The 26829-nt window shown below is 65.1% G+C and carries 21 protein-coding genes; 6 read left to right on the forward strand and 15 right to left on the reverse strand.

Annotated features, from left to right (window positions below; genetic code table 11):
* Position 1 precedes the first annotated feature (1 nt).
* Positions 2-4525, forward strand: coding sequence for a hemagglutinin repeat-containing protein (locus tag C2H86_RS06225; RefSeq protein WP_159411849.1), 4524 nt, complete (start codon positions 2-4; stop codon positions 4523-4525).
* 328 nt (positions 4526-4853) lie between these two features.
* Here the strand turns inward: C2H86_RS06225 and C2H86_RS06230 are convergent, their stop codons facing one another.
* Genes C2H86_RS06230 through C2H86_RS06285 form a run of 12 tightly spaced genes read right to left on the reverse strand, consistent with a single transcriptional unit; the run spans position 4854 to position 15483 of the window.
* Positions 4854-5513: a general secretion pathway protein GspN gene (locus C2H86_RS06230; protein WP_159411850.1), complete on the reverse strand. Its 660-nt coding sequence runs from the start codon at positions 5511-5513 to the stop codon at positions 4854-4856.
* Complete coding sequence (gene gspM, locus C2H86_RS06235) at positions 5510-5896, reverse strand: type II secretion system protein GspM (RefSeq protein ID WP_159411851.1); 387 nt, start codon at positions 5894-5896, stop codon at positions 5510-5512. The genes C2H86_RS06230 and gspM overlap by 4 nt, the downstream gene beginning before the upstream one ends.
* Positions 5893-6969 (reverse strand): GspL/Epsl periplasmic domain-containing protein, encoded by a 1077-nt coding sequence (locus C2H86_RS06240; RefSeq protein WP_159411852.1) that lies wholly within the window; start codon positions 6967-6969, stop codon positions 5893-5895. The genes gspM and C2H86_RS06240 overlap by 4 nt, the downstream gene beginning before the upstream one ends.
* Positions 6966-7556, reverse strand: coding sequence for a PulJ/GspJ family protein (locus C2H86_RS06245; RefSeq protein ID WP_159411853.1), 591 nt, complete (start codon positions 7554-7556; stop codon positions 6966-6968). Before C2H86_RS06245 ends, C2H86_RS06240 begins: the two co-directional genes overlap by 4 nt.
* Positions 7553-7921, reverse strand: coding sequence for a type II secretion system protein GspI (locus C2H86_RS06250; protein ID WP_159411854.1), 369 nt, complete (start codon positions 7919-7921; stop codon positions 7553-7555). The genes C2H86_RS06245 and C2H86_RS06250 overlap by 4 nt, the downstream gene beginning before the upstream one ends.
* Positions 7918-8355 carry a type II secretion system minor pseudopilin GspH gene (gene gspH, locus C2H86_RS06255; RefSeq protein ID WP_159411855.1) on the reverse strand — a complete coding sequence of 146 codons (438 nt, stop codon included), beginning with the start codon at positions 8353-8355 and terminating at the stop codon, positions 7918-7920. Before gspH ends, C2H86_RS06250 begins: the two co-directional genes overlap by 4 nt.
* 3 nt (positions 8356-8358) lie before the next feature.
* A complete protein-coding gene (gene gspG, locus C2H86_RS06260) occupies positions 8359-8793 on the reverse strand; it encodes a type II secretion system major pseudopilin GspG (RefSeq protein WP_159411856.1) in 435 nt (144 codons plus the stop codon).
* Positions 8794-8810: 17 nt separating this feature from the next.
* A complete protein-coding gene (gene gspF / locus C2H86_RS06265) occupies positions 8811-10013 on the reverse strand; it encodes a type II secretion system inner membrane protein GspF (RefSeq protein WP_159411857.1) in 1203 nt (400 codons plus the stop codon).
* A gap of 3 nt (positions 10014-10016) precedes the next feature.
* On the reverse strand, positions 10017-11465 hold the full coding sequence (locus C2H86_RS06270) for a GspE/PulE family protein (protein ID WP_159413064.1): 1449 nt from the start codon (positions 11463-11465) through the stop codon (positions 10017-10019).
* Positions 11465-13399, reverse strand: a complete 1935-nt coding sequence (gene gspD, locus C2H86_RS06275; RefSeq protein WP_430738580.1) for a type II secretion system secretin GspD — start codon at positions 13397-13399, stop codon at positions 11465-11467. The genes C2H86_RS06270 and gspD overlap by 1 nt, the downstream gene beginning before the upstream one ends.
* Positions 13400-13420: 21 nt before the next feature.
* A complete protein-coding gene (locus tag C2H86_RS06280; protein ID WP_159411859.1) occupies positions 13421-13846 on the reverse strand; it encodes a pilus assembly protein PilZ in 426 nt (141 codons plus the stop codon).
* Positions 13843-15483, reverse strand: a complete 1641-nt coding sequence (locus tag C2H86_RS06285; protein ID WP_159411860.1) for a lipoprotein UxpA — start codon at positions 15481-15483, stop codon at positions 13843-13845. Before C2H86_RS06285 ends, C2H86_RS06280 begins: the two co-directional genes overlap by 4 nt.
* A 224-nt stretch (positions 15484-15707) precedes the next feature.
* Between C2H86_RS06285 and C2H86_RS06290 the strand changes: the two genes are divergently transcribed.
* Positions 15708-17783: a PhoX family protein gene (locus tag C2H86_RS06290; RefSeq protein WP_159411861.1), complete on the forward strand. Its 2076-nt coding sequence runs from the start codon at positions 15708-15710 to the stop codon at positions 17781-17783.
* Between the two features lie 151 nt (positions 17784-17934).
* Here C2H86_RS06290 and gspK read toward each other — a convergent pair whose 3' ends face one another.
* Positions 17935-18900, reverse strand: coding sequence for a type II secretion system minor pseudopilin GspK (gspK, locus tag C2H86_RS06295; protein WP_159411862.1), 966 nt, complete (start codon positions 18898-18900; stop codon positions 17935-17937).
* 145 nt (positions 18901-19045) lie between these two features.
* Here gspK and tatA point away from each other — a divergent pair, with 145 nt between their 5' ends.
* The 4 genes from tatA (at position 19046) to C2H86_RS06315 (ending at position 22427) form a co-directional block, all read left to right on the forward strand.
* Positions 19046-19279 (forward strand): twin-arginine translocase TatA/TatE family subunit, encoded by a 234-nt coding sequence (tatA, locus tag C2H86_RS06300; protein WP_159411863.1) that lies wholly within the window; start codon positions 19046-19048, stop codon positions 19277-19279.
* Positions 19279-19569: a Sec-independent protein translocase protein TatB gene (tatB, locus tag C2H86_RS06305; protein ID WP_159411864.1), complete on the forward strand. Its 291-nt coding sequence runs from the start codon at positions 19279-19281 to the stop codon at positions 19567-19569. Before tatA ends, tatB begins: the two co-directional genes overlap by 1 nt.
* Positions 19566-20345, forward strand: a complete 780-nt coding sequence (tatC, locus tag C2H86_RS06310; RefSeq protein ID WP_159411865.1) for a twin-arginine translocase subunit TatC — start codon at positions 19566-19568, stop codon at positions 20343-20345. Before tatB ends, tatC begins: the two co-directional genes overlap by 4 nt.
* 69 nt (positions 20346-20414) lie before the next feature.
* The gene (locus tag C2H86_RS06315; protein WP_159411866.1) at positions 20415-22427 is read left to right on the forward strand and encodes an HET-C-related protein; all 2013 of its coding nucleotides are present in this window, start codon (positions 20415-20417) and stop codon (positions 22425-22427) included.
* 4 nt (positions 22428-22431) lie between these two features.
* Here C2H86_RS06315 and C2H86_RS06320 read toward each other — a convergent pair whose 3' ends face one another.
* Entirely contained in the window at positions 22432-22743 is a 312-nt protein-coding gene (locus C2H86_RS06320; protein WP_159411867.1) for an NGG1p interacting factor NIF3, read from the reverse strand.
* 3 nt (positions 22744-22746) lie between these two features.
* Positions 22747-26646 carry a phosphoribosylformylglycinamidine synthase gene (gene purL, locus C2H86_RS06325; protein WP_159411868.1) on the reverse strand — a complete coding sequence of 1300 codons (3900 nt, stop codon included), beginning with the start codon at positions 26644-26646 and terminating at the stop codon, positions 22747-22749.
* Positions 26647-26829 lie beyond the last annotated feature (183 nt).

Here is a 26829-nt window from a genome sequence, read left to right on the forward strand (position 1 = left end):
CATGCAGATACTCTCGCCATTGCCGTCTACCCGCCCGGATACCTTGCGCTGGGCCATCTTCCTCGCCCTGCTCGGCCCCACCAGCGCTCTCGCGCAGGGTGGGCTGGAGGCCGCCACCGGCCCCGCAGGCACACCCATCATCAACAACGATCATGGCGTACCGGTGATCGACATCGTTCCGCCCAACGCCAGTGGTCTGTCGCACAACCAGTTCCTCGACTACAACGTCGCCCGCCCCGGTGTGGTGCTGAACAACGCCCTGCAGGAGGGCCAGTCGCAACTGGCTGGAGCGCTGGCCGCCAACCCGCAGTTCCAGGGCCAGGCAGCGTCGACCATTCTCAACGAGGTGGTCAGCCGCAACGCCTCGCTGATCGAAGGCCCGCAGGAAATCTTCGGCCGCCCTGCCGACTACATCCTGGCCAACCCCAACGGCATCACCCTCAATGGCGGCAGCTTCATCAACACCACCCGCGCCGGGTTCGTGGTCGGCACACCCGAATTGCAGGAAGAACAGCTGCGCCATTTCAACACGCTGAACGCCGGAGGCATCCTGCAGGTGATGCAGGGCGGCCAGGCCAATGCCGAGGGTGCACTTGATCTGATTGCCCCCAAAGTGGACCAGCAGGGCTTGCTCATGGCCAAGGATGATCTCAACGTGACCGTTGGCCGCAATCGCATCGCTCACATCGATGGCCAGGTCCTCGAACACCTGCCGGGCACCCCGTCGAGCATCGACGCCAACCTGTTCGGCGCCATGCGCGCCGGGCGCATTCGCGTGGTGAGCACTGCCGAAGGTGCAGGCGTGCGCATGGGGTCGAAGATAAGGGCCGACAACGGCATCGCCATCCACTCGGCCGGCTCATTGGACGTCAGTGGCACAGCCGACAACCCTGCCGAACTGCGCAGTGAACAAGGCACCCTGTTGTTAACCGCTGCCGACGACCTGACCTTGAGCGCCACCGACGGCAAGGCCGAGCGCATCGAAGCCACGGCCGGCAAGAAACTCACCCTGGACGCCAGGACCCGCGAAAACATCAGCCACGACCGCGACAGCTGGAACAAGAAGTTCCTGTTTATCACCCGCGAAACGTACAGCCGCGACAGCACCACCACCGAACGCCAGCAACGGGGTGTGCAGTTGCAGGGTAGCGACAGCATCACCTTGCAGTCCGGCGCCGACATGCGCCTGGTCGCCGCCGAGGTGAAGACAGGCGGTGACATGACCCTCGACAGCGGTGCCAACCTGGACATCGCGGCCGGCATCGACAGTAATCAATTCAAGGAACGGGTGCGCCATCGCAAGGACCTCTGGCGCGGCGACAGCGATACCGACACGTACACGGAAACCGCACGGCCCAGCACGCTGAATGCCCAACGTATGACGGTCAAGGCCAAAGATACCCTCAAGGTCGCGGGCAGCACCCTGCATAGCCGCGCCGACATGGACCTCAACGCCAGGCAGATCGAGGTCGGCACAACCGCCCTGCAGCAACGCAGCAACGACGGCAACTACCGAGGCGACCTGGTCTCCGGCGCTTTCTTCGGCAGTCGCAAGGGCAGCGACACCGAGGGCCAGAGCGTTGCCGGCAGCAGCGTCACTGCGGATGGCAAGCTGAATGTCCGTGCTGACCAGGTCAGCATCAAGGGCAGCACTGTGCACGGCAATGAAGATGCCGTGCTGTACAGCGAAAAAGGTGCGCTGGCGATCGAAGCGGACCATGGCAGCAGCCGTTCTACCGAGCGCAATAGCGACAGCAAACTGTTCGGCCTGTTCGGCAGTGATCACGAGAGCAGCACACGACAACAGCAGGTGCTGGTCAGCGATGTCAGCTCGTCCAGCAACCTGCGCCTGGCCAGTGCCGAAGAGCTGCGCATCCAGGGTGCCAAGGTCGAGGCCGGCGAGCATTTGCAGGTTGAAGCCAAGGGCGACGTACTGATCGGCAGCGCGCAAGCGGTCAACGAAAGCGAAAGCCGCGATCAGCAACATGGATTGACTGCCAGTGCCCGGCAAACCCAGGTAGCCGAAGACGGTAAGCCGCAGTCACGCCAGTATGCGGCGGGCGTGGCGTATGAAGTGGTCACCGGTAGCGAAAAGGTGCGCGACACCACGCAAGTCGCCAGTGAACTGAAGGGGGCTACGGTTGGCCTGAGCAGCGAGGGGCATCTGCAAGTCAACGGTTCCAAGGTCCAGGCGGGTGCGGGCGACCTCGACGTGAAAGCCAGGCAAGTGACGTTGGGCGCCACCCGCAATGAGCGCGAATCGACCACCAGCACAAGCCAGAGCGGCGGCGGCTTGACCGTTACGGGCGGCATCGACCGCCTCGGCAGCCTGTTCGAGGGCCATCACAACAGCACCGGGGTGACCGAACGCGACAGCAAGGCCCAGCGCAGCGAACTGCAGGCCAGCGGCAACGTCAACCTCGATGCTGACGAACTGGTGACCGAAGCAGCACGTGTCACGGCCGGGGACACCCTCAAGGTCACCGCCAAGCGCATCGAAAACCGTGCCGTCCAGGATAATCACGAACGGGAAGAACTGCGCAACGAATGGTCCGGCAGCCTCGGCGCCAGCGTCGAATACCGCGACCTGACCCGGCCGATCGAACGGTTGGTGCTGGGCGAAGAGGCCGCGCGCTTCCAGCAGGCATCGCCCGAAGACGCCATGGCGGCACCCAGCGTCGGTGCCGACATGACCGTCGAGCACCTCAAGCGCCTGGAAAACCAGCGCCGTGGCATTGCCCAGGTGAGTGAGCTGTCGGGTGCGAAGGTCGAGGTCAAGGCCGACACGATCGACGACCAAGGCACCGCCTGGCGTGCCAATGCCGGCCAACTGCAGATCGATGCCCAGGAGCACACGATGCGTGCCGCTGAAAATACCCAGGACGACAGCGTGCAGCGTCTGGCCTTTGGCGGTGACCTGCGCCTCGACACCAGCTCCGGCAGTGACCTGAACGGGCGCGGCGCGGGCAAGGGCGGTTCGCTGGACAAGCAGGCAACGGCCAGCACCGCGGTACCTGGCAGCCTTTACGGGCAACAGGGCATTCAGGTCCAGCTGGGTAGCGATGGCCAGTATGAAGGCACACGCATGGATGGCGGTGAAGGCGAGGTGGTCATCCACAGTGCTGGCAACCTGTCGCTGACCCAGGCCAACGACCGCACCGAAGAGCTGACACGCCAGCTTGACGGCAACGCTTGGGCCAAGGTCGGCAACCGCCCCGGCAGCACCGGTTTCGATGGCCGTGGCTACCTTGACCACGTGCAGCAGCAAACGGTGCAAGCCAAGGCCCACGTGGCACAGATCGACGCCAAGGGTGAAGTGCGCCTGAGCAGCGCGGGTGATCTGTTGCTGGAAGGCACCCGTATCGGCAACCGCGAAGCCAAGGTGGGCGATATTCGCCTGCACAGTGATGGCCGCCTGCAGGTCAAGGCAGGCAACGACACCCAGCAAGCCAGCGGCGGCAAACTGGGCGGAGGCCTGGAACTGGCAGCCAAGATGGGTGAGACAAAAGGCGGCGGCATCGGTGGCCACTTCAGCCATGGCACGCAGGATGAAAGCGCTCGCCAGGCCGTCGATGCCCAGTTCGCCAGCGCCGGCAAGTTGACCCTCAGCAGCACTGCTCGCGAGGACATTGCCTTGCACCTGGAGGGCTTGCAGGCAGCCGCCGAGCAGATCGAGTTCAACGCATCCAGCGGCGGCATGCTGATCGAGGCCTCTTCCAATCAGGAGCAGCGCAACAATCTCGACATCACCGCCGGTGCCGGTTTCAACATGACCGCAGGCACCACCGACACCCGCGGTCTGCATGGCCGGGCCAAGGTCGAGCTGGACAAGCGCGACAACCAGACCTGGAACGCCAGCAACCTGCGCGCCGAAACCATCGACCTGCAAAGCCGCGGTGATACCCGCATTGAAGGCGCCAGTCTCGAAGCCGGGCACATCACCGGCGCCGTCGATGGCGACCTGCGCATCGTCAGCCGCAAGGACAGCGTCGATACCCTGACGGTGAAAGGCGATGCACGCCTGAGCCAGGAGAAGAACCCGCAGGGTTACCTCAACGCCGCCACCTCGCTGGCCGGGCCACTGGGTGGCAAGGTCAAGGACAAGGCGGGGTCGGCCTTGAGCAAGGCCGACCCAGGTTTCTCGCCGACCTTCAGCCTTGATGTGTCGCACGTGCAGCGCGACAGCGTGGGCCAGCAGGCGGTGCTCAAGGGCAGTGACGGTGTCCAGCTGAAGGTGGGCGGTGATGCCCAGCTGGTCGGCGCCCGCCTGCAGTCGGCCAAGGGCGCGGTCGCGCTCGATGCCGGCTCGTTGAGCCGGGAAACCCTGAGTGGCAATGACTACCGTCGGGATGTGTCGGTGGATGCCTCCAATTCGCCAGTGGACCTGGGCACGGCTATTGCCGAGATCGCCAAGGGCAAAGGCGCGGCGGATGGCGAGAATGGGCTGGACCTGGGGTTGTTGAGGACCAGTGGGCATAGTCGGAATGAGCAGTGGGTTTCGAGTGTGCAGGGCAAAGTGGAATAGAGGTTTAGGCGCAGAGGTGTCTGCCTTGAGATATTCAGCGCCTGTGAGATCGAGCGCCGCCCGCGCGGCGCATCGCGAGCTTTGCTCGCTCCTACGTCTGTTTCGGGCCAGTAACGCCTGTAACAGGCGCGCGCGACCGCCTTGTTGGTACGACGCAATATCGCGCCATGCGCCAAGACGTTCGCTCGCAAAACCCACAGGAATAATTGGCCCGAAACAAACGTAGGAGCGAGCAAAGCTCGCGATGCGCCGCGCGGGCGGCGCTCGATCTCCCAAGCGCAGAAATTGTGATGGCGGGCACATGGCAGCCCAGCCCCAATCCCCCGCCCTACCAACGCACCTCCCGCTGCCCCGCCAGCGCCTGCGGCCCCAGCCACTGTGCGCCCCGCAGCACCGGCGTCAACACCGACTCATTCTGCAAGTTGAAGGCCACCTGCGCCCTGCGCCCCTCCAGGTCTGCCTCCAGCGACATTTCATGTTGCCCCTGCTGCACCAATTGCCCGCGCAAGCGCCAGCCTGCACGGCAATCCATCTCTATCCAGCCTTGCCCCAACCCCAGCGACCACGGCTCACTCAACGCCAGGTCGGTCACGCTCACCCGCCCTTCGCTGCTTTGACACTGGCGCCCCGAACCCTGCATGCGCAGCACCCCTTGCCACTGCCCGGCCACGCGATATTCCGTCAGTACCGTCGCCTGGGCACTCAACGCCGCTGCTTCCAGCCGCCAGTTCCATGGCCAACCTTGAGCGCGCAATTGCCAGGCCTGCCCCTGAAAACCGAGCTGCGCATCGGCCTGCATGCGCCATGGCCGCAACGCCCAGCGCACCGGCCCGACCGGCCCCATTTGCTGCGCCTGGCCTTGCCACACGCTGCCACTGACATCACGAGCCGGCAGGCCAACCCCACGCGCCACCCAGGCAGCCGGTAGCTCGATCAGCAAGGTCAGCGTGAACACCAACCCGCACCACAACAGTCCACGACGGCTCATGGCTGCAGCACCAGTTCGAAACGCAGCCCCTTGGCATCCTGCTCCAGCCCCCACTGCAACGGCTGCGCCCCTTCCGCGCGCAGGCTTTGCAACCAGCCCTGCAATACGCGCTCATCCGCAACCAGACCCCGTAGCTGCCAGCTTTTGCCTTGCACATCGACATCAGCCAATTCGATTCGCCGCGCCAGGGCTGACTGGCGCAAGCGTTCCAGGCTCATGCCGGGGCCACCCTGCAAACTTGCGGCCTGCGCTGCCAGCTCACGCCATTGGCTGAGCTCACGCCATTGCGCCAGGCCTCCGCGCAGGGCCAGGAAGGCGAGAAGCACGACGATCAGCCCCCCTGCAAACCACAGCCGATGACGCTGCATCCACTCCCGATTCATGAGGCCGCTCCCAGGTCGAACACCACCTGCCCGTCCTGTACCTGCACGGCAGCGTCGACAGCGTTGGCCATCTCGCTCCACGGCGGCGCGGCGCCATCGCCGTCCAGGCGCAGGTGCCAGCGTTGGCCATCGAAACGCACGGCTTGCAGGCGCCAGGCGGGATGCTCACGCAGCCAGGCTTGCAGGCGTACCTGCAGGTCTTCGAGCTGACGCTCGCGCAATTGCTGTTGCAGTCCGTTTTCCCGTAGACGCTTCAGGGCCTGCGCCGCGTGCCGGGGGCTGGCCTGCTCACCGGTGATCGCCAACACCTGCGCACGCCAGGTTTGTATTTGGCGCCATTGCTGGGTCAGCCAGAGGCCGCCCCAGACGGTGGCCAACACCAGGCAAGCCGCAAGCAGGCGCTGCTGCTGCCGCGACACGCCCGGCAGCGAGTGCGCCTGGCGGGGGCGCTCAAGCAAGCTGGGCAGGTTGTCGAGTGGCGCCAACGCGACTGGCCAGGTGCCCGTCATCATTTGCTTATGCAGGCCCGACCACGGTTGCTGCGGCAACTCGCCCAGCTCAGCGGGCCAAGCCAACCAGTGTTCAAACCCGTCCTCGCCCAGCCCTTTGCACAGCGAGACCTCTGGCGTGCGCTGCCACTGCCAGAAACTGCACGGCTCGGGTGTTGGCAATAACTGGAATTCAGCCCAGCAGCAGTCCACTTGCAGCCCCCATTCGGCACATTGCTCGCGCCACGGCTCCAGCAACTGCCGCTCCACCGCCATCAGGCGTAATTGCCCCGCCTGACGCGACAGGCAGGCACACAGGATTTCATCCGGGTTCTGCAGCAAGCGGTCCTCCAGCAACAGCGGCCACTCGTCGCGCTTCAGGCCCGGCGGCGCCGCCAGTTGAAACTGGCTACAGCATTCCCCGGGGACGATCAGCGCCACCCGTGCCTGCACGTTCGCCGGAGGCTCCCCCTGCCCTTGGCGTCGGGCGCCATCCGCCTCGACCAGCAACCAGTCCCAGACCTCGCCCGGGCGCAGCAACAACCAGGGTCGAACTGGCGCAGTTCGGCGCCATTCAAACTTCATGAGCGCCCCCAGGGGAGAACAAAGGTGCAGACATACGGTGCTCCATCACGCTGCAATTCCAGGCGCACGCCACGGCCGGGGTGCGCGGGTTGGTCGGAGGGCCAGGGCAACCAGCGGCCACCCTGGTGGTAAAGCACATTGATTGCGCTGACCCGCGGCAGTTGTTCACGCAACACCCAGCGCGGCTCGCTGGCGGCGTACAGGTCCGCCGACGTTTCCAGCAGCAGGCGCTGGTCACGCGCATCGAAACGCAGGCGCTGGCGTTGCAGGCGCGAGCCGCCTTCGGCCTCGGGCAAGGCGGCGGCGGCCACCCACAGCAACTGCTGGCGGTCGGCCTGCCAGTCGAGCCAGCGGCTGGCGAGGGGCAGGCGCTGTTCGTACAGGCGGCGCAGCACCGGGCTGTCGAAGCGCCGCTCCAGGGCCAGGCAGAACTCCAGCACGCTGGTTTCCTGGGTGTTCACCTGCAGCCGCTCGCGTACCTTGAGCCAGCCATTGACCAGCGCCGACAGCATGACCCCGAGCAGCGCAGTCAGGGCCATGGCGACCATCAGCTCGATCAGGGTCAAACCCGCCTGGCGCCGTTTCATGGCTGCTCCAGAAAAAGGGTGTACTGCCCTAGCGGCAGGCGTTGGTCGCGGTCGGCGTACAACTGCAATTCACCGCGACGCAGGTCGCGTACACCGGTACGGCGCAACTGCATCTGCCAGTGGCAGGCCTGACCGCCCTGGCTGAGCACGCCATCGACCTGATTGCTGGCTGGCCAGTACTGCTCGACGGTGAAGCGCGCCTGCAGTTCGCGGGCGCAGAGCACGCCGAGGCGGTGCTGCTGTACGTTGTCCTGCACCGCCAGGCGCTGGCGCAGCACCTGGCTGGTGATGACCGCCAGCACCGCTGCTATCGCCAGGGCCACGGTCACTTCCAGCAAGGTGAACCCGCGCTGCCTGCGCTTCATGGCGTCATCGCCACGCGTAACTGGCCGTCACGGCCCCACTCCCAACGCTGGCTGCCGTCTGCCCAGCGCCAGTGCACCGAGCCTGGTTGCGCCCAGCCCTGCGGCGTGAACAGCACACGGGGCTGGGCACTGGCCGACCAGTCCGGGCGCAGGCCCTTTGGCCAGTCGACCGGGGCGCCAGCCTCGACCACCCAGCCATCGCCATTTCGGCGCACGAACTCAGGCCGCTGGCCGGTCCAGCGCAATCCGCGCAGCTGCCCGGCGTGCCGGGCCAGCGCGGCCTGGGTGCGGGTTTCCGTGGCCAGGCGCTGCAGTGCCTGGTCGATACTGGACTTGCCGCTGTCGAGCCAGGCCACCGCCAGGCCAGTCATGAGCCCGGCGATGGCCAGTACCACGAGCAATTCGAGCAGGCTGAAGCCGCGCTGGCCAGGCATGGTCTAGAGGGCCCAGTTGCCCAGGTCGGCATCCTGGCCTTCGCCACCCGGTACGCCATCGGCACCCAGCGAATACACATCGACCCGCCCATGCTCACCGGGCATGCGGTACTGGTACGGGGTACCCCATGGGTCTTCCGGCAGGCGGCGCACATAGCCGTCGCTGCGCCAGCTGCGTGGCAGCGGGTCCTGGGTCGGCTTTTTCACCAGCGCGGCCAGGCCCTGTTCGTTGCTGGGGAAGCGCAGGTTGTCCAGGCGGTACATGTCCAGCGCCTGCTCCAGGGTCGCCAGGTCGGCCATGACCTTCTGCTTCATGGCCTTGTCCTGGTTGCCCAGCACGCTGGGCGCGACCACGGCGATCAGCAGGCCGATGATGAAGATCACCACCATGATTTCCATCAGGGTGAAGCCGCGTTGGCGGTTGCGTCGATGCTGCATGGAAGGACTCCTTGTGTTCACAGTTGCAGGCCCTGGTTGAGTTGCATGATCGGTAACAGCACCGCCAGCACGATGAACAGCACCACGGCGCCCATCACCAGGATCATCAGGGGTTCGAAGAGCGCCATGGCGGTGTCCACTTGGCGGGCGAAGCCGCGCTCCTGGTCGTCGGCCACGCGTTCGAGCATGTCGGCCAGGGTGCCGCTGGCCTCGCCGCTGCCGACCATGTTCACCAGCAACGGCGGAAACTGCTGGCTGGCATCCAGGGCGCGGTGCAGGCTGGTGCCGCCCTGCACCTGCTGGCGCACCTGCTCCATGGCCAGGCGAATGCGTCGGTTGCCGACCGTTTCGGTGGCCACCTGCAGGGCTTCGAGCAGGGCCACGCCACTGCTGGTGAGGATTGCCAGGCTGCGCGCCAGGCGGGCGCTTTCCAGTACCTGCAGCAGCACGCCGATACGCGGCAGGCGCAGCAGCAGTTCATCGCGGCGCCGGCACCAATGCGGCTTGCGCAGCAGCCAGCTGCCCAGCAGGCCGGCGACCAGCGCCAACCCCAGCAGCCAGGGGCCGGCCTGCACCAGGCCCTGGCTCAGGCCGATCAGCAGCGAGGTGATCAGCGGCAGGCTCTGCCCGGCGTGGGCGAATTGTTCGGTGAGCTTGGGCACGACGAAGGTCATCAGGCCAACCACCACTGCCAGCGACACGCCCATCAGTACGCAGGGGTAGATCAGCGCGGTGCGCGCCTTGTGCTGCTGGCGCTGCACCTGTTCGAGGTGATCGGCCAGGCGGGTCAGCACCTGGGCCAGGCGCCCGGAGCGCTCGCCAGCCTCGACCAGCGCGCAGTACAAACCGGTGAAGGGCGCCCCTTGGCGGGCGAGGCTACGGGCCAGCCCCAGGCCCTCGGCAAGCGAGCCGCGCAGGGCTACCAGCACGCCATGCAGGGCCGGCTCGCGCAGCTGCCGTTCGAGGGTGGCCAGCGCATCCACCAGCGGAATACCGGCACCGGTCAGGGTCGCCAGCTGGCGGGTCAGCTCGCACAGCTGGGCACGGCTCAGGCGCTGACGGCGCGGCTGGCGGCTGCCGGTCTCGCGGCGCTGCAGCTGGCGGGGGAACAAGCCCTGCTCGCGCAGCAACTGGCGCGCATGGCGTTCGCTGTCGGCCTGCAGGCTGGCCTTGTGGGTCTTGCCGGCGAGGTCGACGGCCTGGTAACGGAAAGTCGGCATCGGTCAGCCCTGCACCACGCGCAGCACTTCGGCGAGGCTGGTTTCGCCACGGGCCAGGCAGTCGCTGGCCATCGCCACCAGGCTTTGCCTGCGCTCGGCCAGGTAGCCCTGCATGGCCAGTTCGCTGGCGCCGTCGTACAGCAGGCCGACCAGGCCGGCGTCCAGCTCGATGAATTCGTAGAGCCCCAGGCGCCCGACATAACCACTGCCCTGGCACTGCTCGCAACCGACCGCGTGATAGCTGCGGTGCAGCGCCGCCAGCTCCGGCCACAAGGCACGCTCTGCCGGCTGCAACGGCTGTGCGACCGCGCAAGGGCACAGCCGCCTGACCAGGCGCTGGGCCAGTACCCCGCGCAGGCACGAGGCGATCAGGAACGGTTCTATGCCCATGTCGCGCAAGCGCGTGACAGCGCCCACTGCGCTGTTGGTGTGCAGCGTCGACAGCACAAGGTGGCCGGTGAGGCTGGCTTGCACGGCAATCTGCGCGGTTTCCTGATCGCGGATTTCCCCGAGCATGATCACGTCCGGGTCCTGGCGCAGGATGGCGCGCAGGCCGCTGGCGAAGGTCAGCCCGGCACGCGGGTTGATGGCAGTCTGGCCGATGCCGGCGATGGCGTATTCGACCGGGTCTTCGACGGTGAGGATGTTGCGGCTGCCATCGTTCAGGCTGTTGAGGCTGGCGTACAGCGTGGTGGTCTTGCCCGAACCGGTCGGGCCGGTGGACAGGACAATACCGTTGGGGCGCGCCAGGCAGCTGCGCAGGCCCTGCAGCACGGCGGCAGGCATGCCCAGGTTGGCCAGTGCCAGCAGGCTGGCCTGTTTGTCGAGCACCCGCATCACCACGCGCTCGCCATGAATCCCAGGCAACGTCGACACCCGCACGTCCACTTCCCTGCCAGCCGCGCGCAAGGTGATGCGGCCATCCTGGGGCTGGCGCTTTTCGGCGATGTCCAGCCGCGCCATGACCTTGATCCGCGACACCAGCATCGCCGACAGTGCCCGTGGCGGGCGTAGCACTTCGCGCAAGTGGCCATCGACGCGCAAGCGTACCACCAGGCTCTGCTCGAAGGTTTCGATATGGATGTCCGACGCACGCAGGCGCAGCGCCTGGCCGAAAAGGCCGTTGATCAGGCGGATCACCGGGGCTTCGTCGTCGCTTTCGAGCAGGTCCTCGATGCGCGGCATCTCGCTCATCAGGCTGTCCAGGTCGACCTGTTCGCCAATGCCTTCGATCAGCGCTTCAGTCGCGCCCGCACCCGCCTCATAGAGCTGGCCAAGGCGCTCATCGAACGCTGCAGGTTCCAGGTATTCAAGCGCCATGGGCCGGCCATGCACGCGTAGCAGTTCCTGCAACTGGGCGCTGTCGGCGTCGCGACGCAACCACAGGCGCCAGCCTTCTTCGGCCGGGGCCATGGCCAGCCCGGCCTGGCGAGCCAGGCGATAGGGCAGCATCACCAGTTGCCGCCTTCGAGGCGTGCGCGGCTGGCGGGGAACACCTGCAGCAACGGGGTGCCTTCGGCCAGGTCGGGCAACTGCAGCGGCGTGGTCTGCTGCAGGGTGCGGTACTTGTCCTCGCTGAGGCGCGCCAGGCTCGGGCCGTCGCGCAGGATGCGCGGGCGAATGAATACCATCAGGTTCTGCTTGGTGTTCTTGCTGGCGTCGGAACGGAACAGCCGGCCCAGGTAGGGAATGTCACCGAGCAGCGGCACGCGCTGGTCGCTGGTGCTGAGTTCGTCGCTGATCAGGCCGCCAAGGATGACCAGGCCATTGTCCTCGACCATGACCTTGGTCTTGATCTCGCGCTTGTTGGTGATCACGTCGCTGGCGGCGCGGGAGTCGGCAATCGACGAAACCTCCTGGACGATGTCCAGGCGTACGCTGTTGTCGACGTTGATCTGCGGCTTGATGCGCAGCTTCACGCCGACTTCCTTGCGCTCGATGGTCTGGTAGGGGTTGGCATTGTTCTGGGTCACCGAGCCGGTCACGAATGGCACTTCCTGGCCAACCAGGATCGACGCCTCGGCGTTATCCAGGGTCAGCAGCGTCGGCGTCGACAGCAGGTTGAAGCCGCTCTTGCCCTTGAGTGCGTTGATCAGCATGGCGAAGTTGAAACCACCGCCGATATGGCCAAAGCCGGCCGTGGCACCGGTGGTGGACGACAGCAGGTCGCCCAGCGCCTCGCTGTCGCCACTGGCGGCAGCGCCGGCGATGTTGGCGATGTTCACCCCGTTGCTGCCAAAGTTGACGATACCGGCGCCGAACTTCTCGTCGGCGAACAGCCACTGCACGCCCAGTTCCTGGGCCTGGATATCGGACACCTCGGCGATGATCGCCTCGACCACCACCTGGGCACGGCGGATGTCCAGCTGCTCGACGATCGAGCGGTAGGCCGCGAGTTCGCTGTCGGGGCCGACCATGACCACGGCGTTGGTGCCCTCTTCGTATTCCAGGCGGATGCCGGAGTCGCTGGCAGCCGCCATCACCGGCCGGTCCTTGCCCTCCCCTTCGCCAGCCGCTTCGCCGGGCACCGCGCCTTCCTGGCTGAGGCCGCGCAGCACCTTGACCACTTCGGCGGCATTGGCGTGGCGCAGGTACATGACCTGGGTGTTGCTGTTGTGCTGGTTTTCGCTGGGGCGGTCGAGCTGGCCGAGCAACGCCCGCACCCGCTCGGTGCTGCCACGTACCAGCAAGGCATTGCTGCGCGGATCGGCGACCACCTGGGTGCTGTCGGCGCCCTGCTCGCGGGCCAGCAAGCGGGTCAGCAGCTGCGCGGTGTCGGCAGCGCTGGCATGGCGCAACGGCATTACCTGCAGCGGCTCGTCGCTCACCTGGTCCAGCTGGCGCAGCAGGCTGTCGATGCGTTCGAGGTTGCTGCGCCAGTCGGTGACCACCAGCAGGTTGGCTGCCGGATAGGGCGTGATCACACCGACGCGGGGGTCGATCAGCGGCTTGAGGATGCCGAGCATCTGCTCGCTGGCGGCATTGCGCACATTGAATACCCGGGTGGCCACGCCATCGCTGCCCTGGCTCTGTTTACCCGCGGGTTCGACCGGCACCGGTTCCAGGCGCGCGGCCTGGTCGGGGACGATCTTCACGCTGCCGTTGGGCAGGTCGACGGCGGCATAGCCCTGGGCACGTAGCTGGGCGAGAAAGATGTCGTAGATGGCATCGGCGTCGTGGCGATCGACGGTGCGCACGGTGACCTTGCCCTTGACCCGCGGGTCGACGATGAAGGTGGTGCCAGTGATGCGCGACACGCTGTCGATGAACTCGCCCAGCTCGGTGTCGACGAAGTTCACCTCGTACACCGGCGTGCCGTTGTCATCGAAGGTTTCCGGCTCTTCTGCCCAAGCCATTGACAGGCCCAGGCTCAAGGCTGCGGCCACGCAGTATCTGGCGAACATCATTCATCCTTGCCGCTTGAAGCCGGTCACGGCAGGGCGTGGCGGCCAGGGCAGGCGTTCGCGCCGCCCCTGGTTGTCGAAAATCAGGCCATCGGCGTCGATGTCCTGCAATACGATGCCCGGCGCCAGGCGTTGACCACGGCCGAGGGTGCGGACCTGCTGGCCGTAGCGCAGCACCACTACGCTGGCCGACAACGGCTGGGCCTTGAGGCCGCCGAGGTACTGCAACGGCAGGCGGGTGATGGCGATCGCGCCGTCATCGACCGCAGGCTGCCAGTGACCGATCAGTAGGCCAGGCAGTGGCAGAGCGGCGCCCTGCGCCGGGCTGGCCGGTTGCGGCTGGCGTCCCAGCTGCAGCACGCACTGGGCGGCCAGCCAGCCGGCCAGCGTCAGCAGGCCGCCGGTCATCACGCGTGAAGCCAGGCTCACGAAACGGCCTGCCGCGGATGCCAGCCTGGGTGGCCCTGCACGTAGCGCACCTCGGGCAGTTGCAGCGATGCCAATTGCCAATCGGCCTTCTGCCGCACCAGCCAGGCCTCGACCCGCTGCCACAGCGGTTCGCCCGCCTGGGTTTCGAATTGCAGGCCAAAGGTACGGCACAGGCCCTGCATCGGGTCGATACCGCTGACGCGCTTGCCTTGCGGGCTGTAACTGACCCGCCAGGCCTGGCCCTGCCAGCGCGGCAGGTCCTGGCTGTTGTCAAGCAGCAGTGGGTCACCGAACAGTTGCTCGGCAGCGTTCTCCAGCACTTGTTCGACTTGCCGGGCCGGGGCCTCGACCACCGGCGCCGGGTAGCCACCGGTCAGGCTGATCAGGTGCTCGCGGGTAATCGCTTCGCCTGCCGCCAAGGGGTAGTCATAGCGCAGGCCCGGCAGCAGCACCGGCATGCTGCTGTCATCGGCCAAGGCCTGGTGCAGCAAGCGATCCCAGCTGCCGCCACGGGTGTCTCGACGCCACAGCGCCTGCGGTGCGCGCGCCAGTGGCTGGTCGAGCCACGCCGCGTGGCCGGCACGTTGCTGGCGCAGTTCACCCTGCAACTGGCTGGCGCGCATTTGTGCAGCTGGTGACAGGTAGCGTTCAAAGGCCGGGAAGAACTGCCCGTCGAACTGCCATTGCCCGGCGACCTGCTGGCAACGCAGGCGGAATGCGCCACTGCCGCGGCAGCCGGCAAACAGCACTGGCACCCGACGGCCACTGGCCTGGGTGGCTTGCACCGGTGCCGGCCACAGGTCCTGGCCGCGGGCACAGAGCAGTACGTCGACTTCAGCCAGCCGCTCGGCCAGCCACAGGCCCGGCCCGGTACCGACATCGGCCATCGCCACGACCAGGTCGCCTTCGCGCCGCGCCTGCTCGAAGGTCGGCAGCAAGGATTGGTACCACTGTTTGAGGGAGGCCTTCTGGTCTTGGGCGTAGGGGTCGGTGACACCCACCACGGCGATGCGCGCACCACCGCGCTCGAAGATATGCAGCGGCTCAAGGCTCAACGACTTGCGCTGATCGTCCGCGAGCCCGGCGCCGAGGGTGATGGCGGAAGACTGGTGGTAGAGCGCTGCGCTGCGCTGAGGCCAGAGCACACGCTCATCGCTGCTCACCCGCGCTTCGCTGCCCAGCAACTGGCTGCCCTGCACGCCGCTTTCGCCCTGGGTGAGATAGGCCAGGCCACTGCCGTTCCAGCCCTGACCGTTCTCCAGGGTGAGGCTGTTGCCCGCCCCGGCTTCGCTACGCAGTTGCTCCAGCAGCGCCCCCAGCACGGCGTAGCCGCCCACCTTGACGCCCGCCGCCTGGTTGGCATCGAGCAACGGTGCCAGCTGCGGGTGTGCCAGGCTGGCACTGGCTCCGGTCATCCACGGTGCCCGGCCCAGGTGGCTGACCGGGCCCAGGCGCGTGGCCGGCACTACCGGCAGGCCGGGCTGGCGCGCATCCAGCGTGTCGGCGACATACAGCAAGTCCACACGGGCGCTGCCGCCACGTTGGCCTGGCAAGGCAGAGCAGGCGCCGAGCAGCGGTGCCAGCGCACCGACACCCATCCAGCTGATCAATTCGCGCCTGTTCACACTGCTTGCCATCGGGCCCGCCATCCTTATCCGAGTTCTCGTTGGGCCCCGGATGTTGCGGCGTATGCATGACAGTTTAATGGCAAAAATCCGACAATCATTCCAAATCGATCTGTCTGCTTTTGCAATAAGAACTTACAGTTTTAAAAACCCGTTAATATTTCTGCCAATGAATCATCACAGTAGCGCCCTAAAGTCGCGGTTTCCTCTAACTCAGCCACTATAAGGACACCCTGATGAGTCGAGATACCGGCGATAACCTGGACCGCAACCAGAGCGGCAACCTGCCGATGGCCAGCGTCATGGACGCATACCTGAGCCGTCGCAGTGTGATGCGCGGCAGCCTGGGAGCCGCCATCGCCATGATTGCCGGTACCGGCCTGACCGGCTGCTTCGACAGCAGTGGTGGTTCTGATGACGATCCGGTCACCCAGCCGCCCGTGACCGAGCCACCGGTGACCGAGCCTGAAGAGCCGAAACTGGCCCTGGGCTTCCAGTCCATCCCTGGCTCGCGGACCGATGCCTGTGTCGTCGCCGCCGGTTACAGCGCCTATGTCCTGGCCCCTTGGGGCACACCGCTGAACAGCAACGGCAACCCGTGGAAATCGGACGGCAGCAACACCTCGACCGACCAGGCCAATGCCATGGGCATGCACCACGACGGCATGCACTTCTTCCCGATCAACGGCAGCTCCGAAGACGGCCTGCTGGCGATCAACTTCGAGTACATCGACACCGCAGCCCTGCACCCCAACGGCCCGACTACCGATACCAGCGGCAAGCGCCCGGCTGAAGAAGTGCGCAAGGAAATCAACGCCCATGGCGCTGGCGTGGTGCGCCTGCAGAAGGTCAGCGGCCGCTGGCAGGTAATCGACAACGACCCGCTCAACCGCCGCTTTACCACCGCTTCGCGCATGGAGATCACCGGGCCGCTGCGTGGCACCGACCACGTCAAGACCAAGTATTCGGTCGACGGCACCCACTGCCGCGGCACCAACAACAACTGCGGCAATGGCTACACCCCGTGGGGCACCTACCTGACCTGCGAAGAGAACTGGCCAGGCATCTTCGTCAACAAGGGTACCCGCCCGGAAGACCAGCGCCGCATCGGCGTGGGTACCTCCAGTGGCCAGTACAAGTGGGAAAGCGCTGCCGGTGACAGCAGCGAAGTGGCCGATGAATTCGCCCGCTTCGACGTGACCGTCAAAGGTGCCACCGCCACCGACGACTACCGCAACGAAGCCAGCACCTATGGCTACATCGTCGAGATCGACCCGTACAACAGCAGCACCCTGGCCACCAAGCGCACGGCCCTCGGCCGCTTCCGCCACGAAGGCTGCTGCCCGGGCCTACCGGTGGTCGGCAAGCCGCTGGTCTGGTACATGGGCGACGATTCCAACAACGAATACCTGTACAAGTGGGTGTCCACGGCAGTATGGGATGCCGCCGACGCCAACCCGGCCGACCGCCTGGCCACCGGGGCCAAGTACCTCGATCAGGGCAAGCTGTACGTCGCCCGTTTCAATGCCGACGGCACTGGCGTGTGGCTGCTGCTCGACGTGAACACCGCCACCTCCGCCGGCAGCACACTCGGCGCGCTGTACGGTGACCTGGCAGGCATCATCCTCAACACCCGGGGGGCCGGCGATGCCGTGGGTGCCACGCCGATGGACCGCCCCGAGTGGACTGCCGTCAACCCGCTCAATGGCGACGTCTACCTGACCCTGACCAACAACAGCGCGCGTACCCCGGAAAAAGTCGATGCAGCCAACCCGCGCGGCCCGAACCGTCACGGCCACATCATCCGCTGGCACGACAGCGACGACCAGCTCAGCTTCACCTGGGACATCTTCGTGTTCGGCGCCAACGCTGCCGGTACCGCCGACATCAACCGCTCGGGCCTGACCGAACTCAACCAGTTCGCCAGCCCTGACGGCATGAGTTTCGATAGCCGTGGCGTGCTGTGGTTCGAGACCGATAATGGCGAAACCACGCTCACCGACTACACCAACGATCAACTGCTGGCGGTGATCCCCACCGACCTGGTGGATGCCAGTGGCAAGCAGGTGCCGATCAATGCCCAGAACCAGACGGCCCTGCGCCGCTTCTTCGTCGGGCCGAACGGTTGCGAGGTAACGGGCATCAGCTTCACGCCAGACAACAAGACTTTGTTCATCAACATTCAGCACCCGGATAACTGGCCTTATACCGACAAGGCGACCGATGCGACCCCGGCCGGGGCCAAGGTAAGACCGCGGGCTACGACAGTGGTAATTCAGCGGGATGATGGTGGGGAGATCGGTACCGCCTGATTGCTCCGTGCATGGGGGCCGCTTTGCGGCCCTTTCGCGACACAAGGCCGCTCCCACAGGTTACAGCGCCACATTCGAATCAGGCGCTGTCCCTGTGGGAGCGGCCTTGTGTCGCGAAAGGGCTGCGAAGCAGCCCCAGCTATCTCCAGCCTCACCAAATCATCGGCTCCCGACTGCGCACCCGCACTTGCTGCGCCGGCACCCGAGCATGCCACTGCACCACCCCCAGCGCCTCTACCTGGAACTCGCTACGCATTAACCTGCCCTGTTCCTCAAACGACAACTGCAACAGGTAATGCCCACTGTTGAGCAGCAACCCCTCGCTCAGCCGTTCGAACGTCTCGTCATCCACCGCCCCCAGCGCCTGGCGCAACGCCGAGGCATCTGCATACCCCGACGCCGGCCGCCCACTGATAATGCGGCTGAGCAACGAACGCGAGTAACGCCCCTCATACAGCGCATCGAGCAACGGCAGGTGCTCCAGCCCCAGGGCATTGGCATTCAGGCGCCAGCCGGAGGTCTGCGGCAAGGCGCACAGCATCGGGTAACGGCGATGGCGGGTAGCGTCAGGTTGCAGCAGCAGGTTCAGCTCGCTGCTATCGAGCATCGGCTGGTTGGCTGCCAGACGAGGCGGCTGCTGACGCAGGTACTGGGCGCTTTCGGCGCCTTGCAGACGGGCATTGCTGTCACTGTCGAGCCAGTCGGCCAGCGCATCGACCAGGCGCTCGGCGGCCATGTCGTCGCCCAGCAGGTGCTTCAGCTGGCGCTCGGCACGCTCGCCATCGGCGCCCAGCAGCGCATTCACGTTGAAGCAGGTGTGCTGGTCACGCACCCGCAACTGCGCTTGCCCGGCACCGAAATCGTATTTCAACGGCTGCCCGCGCAAGGCTTGCCAGAACAACGGGCTGAGCCGCCAGGCGGGGTCACGCAAAGCCTGTTCGGCATAGGCCAGGCCAGCCTGCTCCATGGCTCGCACCTGCACGCGCTGGCGCAACAGCTGCACCTCGTCCACCTGGCGGCGCCCATCCTCCACCAGCCAGGCCATGCCCGCGGCGAGCATGGCCAGCACCACCATCACCATCAGCAGCGCCGCGCCCTGCTGCCGCCTGCCTCCCATCCCATGCTCCTTTTCAACCGGTGAAAAGCGCCAGTCAACACGCGGGTTGTTGCAGCCAGGTTGCAATAGCCTTGCAGTCATGTGGGCGTCATCTGCAAACGGCAGGATTGGCCTTCACTTTCATGACCTTACAGGAGTGTTCGAAATGGGTGGCATCGGAATCTGGCAACTGGTGATCGTACTGCTGATCGTGTTTCTGCTGTTTGGCACCAAGCGCCTCAAGGGCCTGGGCAGCGATGTCGGCGAGGCGATCCAGGGCTTTCGCAAATCCATGGGCGGCGACAATGACGTCAACGCGCCAGGCGCCGCTCAAGTGCAGCAACAGCCACCCGTAACTGCCCAGGCCGCGCAGCAGCCACACGCGGATCGCCAAGCCTGATGTTCGAAATTGGCTTCAGCGAACTCTTGCTGGTAAGTATCGTCGCGCTGCTGGTGCTTGGCCCGGAGCGGCTGCCGGTCGCGGCGCGCACCTTGGGCCGTGGCCTGGGGCAGGCACGCCGGGCGATACATGGCTTGCGTGCGCAGATGGAGCGGGAGATCGATATGCCCAATCTGGACAGCGCGCCCTTGCAGCGCCTGGAGCAGGAAATCCGTCAGGGCATCAGCCTCAAGGCGGAACCGGCCAATGACACCCTGCCCGCCACCGTTGCCCGGGAGAGCACTCCATGAGCATTGCCCTGGACCCGGCAGCACGCATGCCCTTGACCGACCACCTGCGCGACCTGCGCAAGCGCCTGGTGCGCTGCCTGTTGCTGCTGGCCGTAGTGTTCGCCGGGCTGTTCCCCTTTGCCCAGCAGCTTTACACCGTGATCTCGGAGCCGCTGCGCCGCTTCCTGCCGGAAGGCGCCAGCATGATCGCCACCAGCGTCACCTCACCTTTCCTTACGCCGTTCAAGCTCACGGCGATGTGCGCGCTGTTCGTGGCCATGCCGCTGTTGCTGCATCAGGCCTGGGGCTTTCTCGCTCCGGGGCTGTACCATCGCGAACGGCGCATTGCCCTGCCGTTGCTGGTGTCTAGCATCGTGCTGTTCTATGCCGGCATGGCCTTCGCGTTCTACCTGGTATTCCCGATGATGTTCGGCTTCTTTGCCAGCGTGACGCCGGACGGCGTGGCGATGATGACCGACATCAGCCAGTACCTGGACTTCATCCTGGCGCTGTTCCTGGCGTTCGGCCTGGCCTTCGAGATCCCGGTCGCGACCTTCATCGTGGTGTGGGTAGGGCTGGCCGATGTGGCCACGTTGCAGCGCAGCAGGCCCTACGTGATTGTCGGGTGCTTCGTGGCAGGGATGATCCTTACCCCACCCGATGTGTTCTCGCAGACCATGCTGGCGGTGCCGATGTGGGTGCTGTTCGAAGTGGGGCTGGTAGCCGGCAAACTGGTTGCCAAGCCTGTGGTAGCACCGGCCGCGTCCACAGCAGGGGAGGTATTCCTACGCAGGTAAAGCTGCAAGATGCTATCTGGTTGGCCCCCCCATCACGCTGGGCGTTCACCTCTGAATGGAACGACGCCCATGCCTCCTGAAAACGACGCCAACACCCCGCTTCTGGAAAGTACCCATGCGCTAGAGCAACTTCGTGCCTTTGCCCTGGACACCGAAACAAGCCTGTTTATCTCGCTGTTCATGTCCGCATTTGGCACAGATGTGCCTGTTGAGGTCTACCTGAAACTGCAGGCTGATCTGCATGAAGGGAACCTCGCCAACCCGCTGCATCAGGTTGCAACGCAGCCCGATGCAGCTGCCCGGTTCGACGAGACCACCCACGCGATCCTGGTGTCCGAGGCTGCAATCGAGCAGGCAAGAACCCATGACTACGAAAGCGTCAACTTGCACGCCGCCATGATCAGGGCATTTGGTGAATACCTCAGCAGCATCATAAGGCAGGACGTTGATACCCCTGCGCTGGAACCAGCCGAAAGGCCAAGTCACGGGGTCGCTTATGCCGCGATGATATTTTTCTGTGGGTCGAAGACGGCAGACGGCACCGCGTTCGCGACTTTCGCGGGCGACGAAATACGCCTGACCCGACCGAACCTTGAGCCTGCTCCCCAGAAAGAACCGTTCTCTGCCGGCGATGGTGGGGGCAAACCCGGTTCTTTCGGCCACGAATCCCTGGAAAAAGGATTGGCCAGTATTGGTTTCACCGATGAAGAACGCAGGAGCATCTATTTTGGCAACTGGCTACGGGATTTCTCCCAGCTGCTTGACCCCAAGCTGGTTCGCCATCCGGACGCACCCAAGAACTTTCCGGCCCTTCTGTCCCGCCATGCGCTGACCCAACTGGTCGATCTTCTGGCACTGAAAGAATTCCACGACCTGCAAGATACGCCGGAACGCCGCAGCGCCTACACCGTAAAGCCAGACATGCTGGGGGTATATCGCCCCTCCGAGCATATCGACAACCCACTGAATCCGGCCACCGATGCGAGCGATCCGCAAGCCATCGATGAGGATTTCGAGCCCCTGGTAACCCACGGCCACGCACTGCTGGAGGTCGACCCGCATCGCTCGATGCCTGCCTACATTGCCAGCGCTGCACGCTATATGCATGAAAAGCTGATAGACGCCATGCAAGCGGGCAATACCATCGAGGGAAGGCGCTACTTCGGCGAGGCGCTGCATGTACTGGAGGATTACTTCGCCCATTCAAACTTCGTCGAACTGTGCCTGCGCAAAAGGCAGCATGACGTATTACCCTGGATTACCCGAGCAGAGTGCAAGCATGGTTTGCCGGTAGTGACCGGCATGTTCGGCGGCCTGGACGTGATTGCCAGCATTGCCGAGCCTGTGAGCAAGATTCTTTTCGAAGTGAAAACCCTCGACTTCAAACGCACGAGTCCGGGATATCGCAGTGAAGCAGAGCAAGTGTTGCTGATACTGCTTGAAGAACATCAGAGTGATAAACCACTTACGTGGCTAAAAACCTATCTTGAATGGCGCGACGAGGCGGCAGCAGATCCGCTGTTTGGTTTGTACCAGGCTGCCAGTTGGCTAGCCGGGCTTCCCCTGACGCTGTTGCAGAATGCAATCAATACCACCCTTCAGGGCATACTCGGATGGGTAGGCGACGGTATTGACGAGTTTCAGACGCTTTCAGGCCACAATCCCAACGAGATAGCTGGCTTGCACCCGACCCACTCGCAGTTGGCGAAAGACCACGACACCCACCCATTTCATGAGTTGGCAGTCTATTTGGCTACCCATGCGGTGCAGGAGGTTGGCCGATCGATGTACCAGTACTGGCAAGGCGACAGTGAGCGAGACCCGGCTTCCGTGGCGATGGGCTTCATCCTTCATCCCAACGATGATGATTGGCATGACGACATCGTCGCCGCTTGGGAGGCAATGGATCGCGAGCGTTCAAGGCGCAACATCCGCCTGGGCAGCAATCTCGGTGAACTGGCAGAGCTGCAGGCGCAACTTGAAAGAGAAGAGCAGGAAAGAGTGAGGGTGTTTGGAGAAAGCTTCCGAAACGCCCCAAATAGCGTTTCGGATATCATCAGCAACGCGTTTCCCTTCGGCTGAACCGTCAGAACGCCTCGAGCCGCCAGACCTCATAGGCCGGCGTCTCGTACGGGTGGCTCTGCTTGAGCGCAGCAACGACCTGAGCGATCAGGTCGTCGGCCACCACCAGCTCCACCTTCCACTCCTCGACCACCTCGACCTGGCCAGTCTGCCCGAGGAACGGCTGGCTGCCGTCCAACGGGCGGAACTGCCCCTGGCCCAGGGTCTGCCAGGCGCAGTGGTCGTAGTCGCCGATACGCCCGCCACCGGCGGCGAACACGGCGGCCTTGACCACTTCAACGTGGCTAGCCGGGACGAAGAAGGCGAGCTTGTACACGCCTTAGTTCACCCACACGCGGGCGTTGCGGAACATACGCATCAGCGCGGCGTCTTCCTGCCACTCATCCGGGCGCCAGGAGTTCTGCACGGCGCGGAACATACGCTCCGGGTGCGGCATCATGATGGTCACGCGGCCGTCGCGGCTGGTCAGGCCGGTGATACCACGCGGCGAGCCGTTCGGGTTGGCCGGGTAGGCTTCGGTGACCTTGCCGTGGTTGTCGACGTAGCGCAGGGCCACACAACCGGACAGGTCGGCTGCCAGCAGTGCCTCTTCGCTGGCGAACTCGGCATGGCCTTCGCCGTGGGCGATGGCGATCGGCATGCGCGAACCGGCCATGCCCTGCAGGAAGATCGAGTTGGACTTCTGCACCTCGACCATGGCCACGCGTGCCTCGAACTGCTCCGAGCGGTTGCGCACGAAGTGTGGCCAGTGCTCGGTGCCCGGGATCAGCTCATGCAGGTTGGACATCATCTGGCAACCGTTGCAAACGCCCAGGGCGAAGCTGTCGGTACGCTCGAAGAAGGCCTGGAAGGCATCGCGGGCGCGGCTGTTGAACAGCGCCGACTTGGCCCAGCCCTCACCGGCACCGAGCACGTCACCGTAGGAGAAACCACCGCAGGCGACCAGGCCCTTGAAGGCCTCGAAGTCTACGCGGCCGGCGAGGATGTCGCTCATGTGCACGTCGATGGCGGCGAAGCCTGCGCGGTCGAAGGCGGCCGCCATCTCGACCTGGCCATTGACGCCCTGCTCACGCAGGATCGCCACTTGCGGGCGCACGCCCTTCTTGATGTACGGCGCGGCAATGTCGTCGTTGACGTCGTAGCCCAGCTTGACCGACAGGCCCGGGTTATCTTCCTCAAGCAGCAGGTCGAATTCCTGATCGGCGCAGTCGGCGTTGTCACGCAGGCGCTGGATCTGGTAGCTGGTCTCGGCCCACTGGCGCTGCAGCATGCGACGGTCGTCGTCGAACAGCACTTCGCCGTTGAGGCTGATGGAGACTTCGCCATTGTTGATCGGCTTACCGATCACCGCGACGCACTCTTCGCCCAGGCCAGCAGCACTGAACTGTGCCAGCACGTCCGGGGTGGCATCCTGGCGAACCTGGATGACCGCGCCCAGCTCTTCGTTGAAGAGGATGGCGGCGACGTCGGCCTTGCTGTCGGTCAGCGGGTCGAGTTGCAGGTCGAGGCCGCAGTGGCCGGCGAAGGCCATTTCCAGCACGGTGGTCAGCAGGCCGCCGTCGGAACGGTCGTGGTAGGCCAGCAGGTGGCCATCGGCGTTCAGGCCCTGGATCACGGCAAAGAATGCCTTGAGGTCTTCGGCGTCGTCGACGTCCGGTGCCTGGGCAGCGATCTTGCCGTAGGTCTGGGCCAGGATCGAGGCGCCCATGCGGTTCTTGCCGCGGCCCAGGTCGATCAGGATCAGGTCGGTCTCGCCCTTGTCCATGCGCAGCTGCGGGGTCAGGGTCTGGCGAATATCGGTGACCGGGGCAAAGCCGGTGATGATCAGCGACATCGGCGAGGTGACGCTCTTCTCGACGCCCTCTTCGCTCCACTTGGTCTTCATCGACATCGAGTCTTTGCCGACCGGAATGGTAATGCCCAGCTCAGGGCACAGTTCCATGCCGACAGCCTTGACGGTGTCGTACAGGCGCGCGTCTTCACCCGGGTGGCCGGCTGCGGACATCCAGTTGGCCGACAGCTTGATGTCGGACAGTTTCTCGATGCGCGAGGCGGCCAGGTTGGTGATGGTCTCGCCGATCGCCATGCGCCCGGAAGCCGGGGCATCCAGCAGTGCCAGCGGAGTACGCTCGCCCATGGCCATGGCTTCACCGGTGTAGACGTCGAAGCTGGTGGCGGTGACGGCGCAGTCGGCCACCGGGACCTGCCACGGGCCGACCATCTGGTCACGGGCAACCAGGCCGGTGATGGTGCGGTCGCCGATGGTGATCAGGAAGCTCTTGCTGGCCACCGCCGGGTGGTTCAGCACGCGCTGGACGGCGTTATCCAGGTCCAGCTGGCTTGGGTCGAAATCATCGCCCAGCTCGGCCTCGCGGGTGACCGAACGGTGCATGCGTGGCGGCTTGCCCAGCAGTACGTCGAGCGGCATGTCCACCGGGGTGTTGCCGAAGTGGCTGTCGCTGACGGTCAGGTGCGGCTCTTCAGTCGCTTCACCGACCACGGCGAACGGGCAACGCTCGCGTTCGCAGATGGCCTGGAAGCGCTCGAAATCGACGGCGCTGACGGCCAGTACGTAACGCTCTTGCGATTCGTTGCTCCAGATTTCGTGCGGGGCCATGCCCGGCTCGTCGTTGGGCACATTGCGCAGTTCGAAGCGGCCACCGCGGCCACCGTCGTTGACCAGCTCCGGGAAGGCGTTGGAGATACCACCGGCGCCGACGTCGTGGATGAAGGCGATCGGGTTCTTGTCACCCAGCTGCCAGCAGCGGTCGATGACCTCCTGGCAACGGCGCTCCATTTCCGGGTTTTCGCGCTGTACCGAGGCGAAGTCCAGGTCCGCCGAGCTGGCACCGGTGGCCACCGACGAAGCGGCGCCGCCGCCCAGGCCGATCAGCATGGCCGGGCCACCGAGCACGATCAGCTTGGCGCCGACGGTGATCTCGCCCTTCTGCACATGGTCTTCACGGATGTTGCCCATGCCACCGGCAAGCATGATCGGCTTGTGGTAGCCGCGCACTTCTTCACCGTGCGGGGTGTCGATGGCCTGCTCGAAGGTACGGAAGTAGCCGGTCAGGGCCGGGCGACCGAATTCGTTGTTGAACGCGGCGCCGCCCAGCGGGCCTTCGATCATGATGTCGAGGGCGTCGACGATACGCTCAGGCTTGCCGTAGGCCTGCTCCCAAGGCTGCTCGAAGCCTGGAATGCGCAGGTTGGACACGGTGAAGCCGGTCAGGCCGGCTTTCGGCTTGGCGCCACGGCCGGTCGCGCCTTCGTCGCGGATTTCGCCGCCGGAGCCGGTGGAGGCACCGGAGAACGGGGCGATGGCGGTCGGGTGGTTGTGCGTCTCGACCTTCATCAGGATGTGCACCGGCTCCTTCACCGCGCCGTACTGGCGGGTTTCAGGGTTCGGGAAGAAGCGCCCGGCCACCGAACCGACGATCACCGAGGCGTTGTCCTTGTAAGCGGACAGCACGCCTTCGTTGTGCATCTGGTAGGTATTCTTGATCATGCCGAACAGGCTCTTCTCTTGCGCCTGGCCGTCAATGTCCCAGCTGGCGTTGAAGATCTTGTGGCGGCAGTGCTCGGAGTTGGCCTGGGCGAACATCATCAGCTCGATGTCGTTCGGGTTGCGCTTGAGGCCCTGGAAGGCATTGACCAGGTAGTCGATCTCGTCTTCGGCCAGGGCCAGGCCCAGGTCGATGTTGGCCTGCGCCAGTGCGTCGCGGCCACCTTCGAGGATGTCGACCGAGGTCATCGGCTTGGGCTGGGCGTGGCTGAACAGGTCGGCCGCCTGCTCCAGCTTGGCCAGCACGCGCTGGGTCATGCGGTCGTGCAGTTCGGCGGCGATCAGCTCGGCGTCGGCGTCGCTCAGGTTGCCAGCCACGTAGTAAGCGATGCCACGCTCCAGGCGCTGGATCGACTGCAGGCCGCAGTTGTGGGCGATGTCGCTGGCCTTGCTGGCCCATGGCGAGATGGTGCCCAGGCGCGGCACGACCAGGAACAGGCGGCCGGTCGGCTCCTGTACCGGCACGCTCGGGCCGTATTTGAGCAGACGGCCCAGCACCTGCTGCTGGTCGGCGGTCAGCTCGCCGTCAACGTCGGCGAAGTGGGCAAATTCGGCATACAAACCAGTAACAGCGGGGACTTTCTGGCTCAGTTGCTCGAGTAATTTACCGTGGCGAAAGGCAGAAAGGGCAGGAGCGCCGCGCAGGATCAACATCGTCGGGACAGCCTCAGGAAGGGGTGTGCTTAGAGGCCGTGCATTCTAGCCTAATTCGACGGCTTGCGGCACCCGCTCTAAGCCATGGCTGCCGGGCGGCGGAACCGGACTTCGGGGTCAGAAAAAAGCAGCTTGAAGCTTGCAGCACAGAAACTGCTACCAGACAAGCTATCCGTTGTCGAG

The sequence above is a fragment of the Pseudomonas putida genome (assembly GCF_009883635.2).
GTDB classification, from domain to species: Bacteria; Pseudomonadota; Gammaproteobacteria; order Pseudomonadales; family Pseudomonadaceae; genus Aquipseudomonas; species Aquipseudomonas putida_W.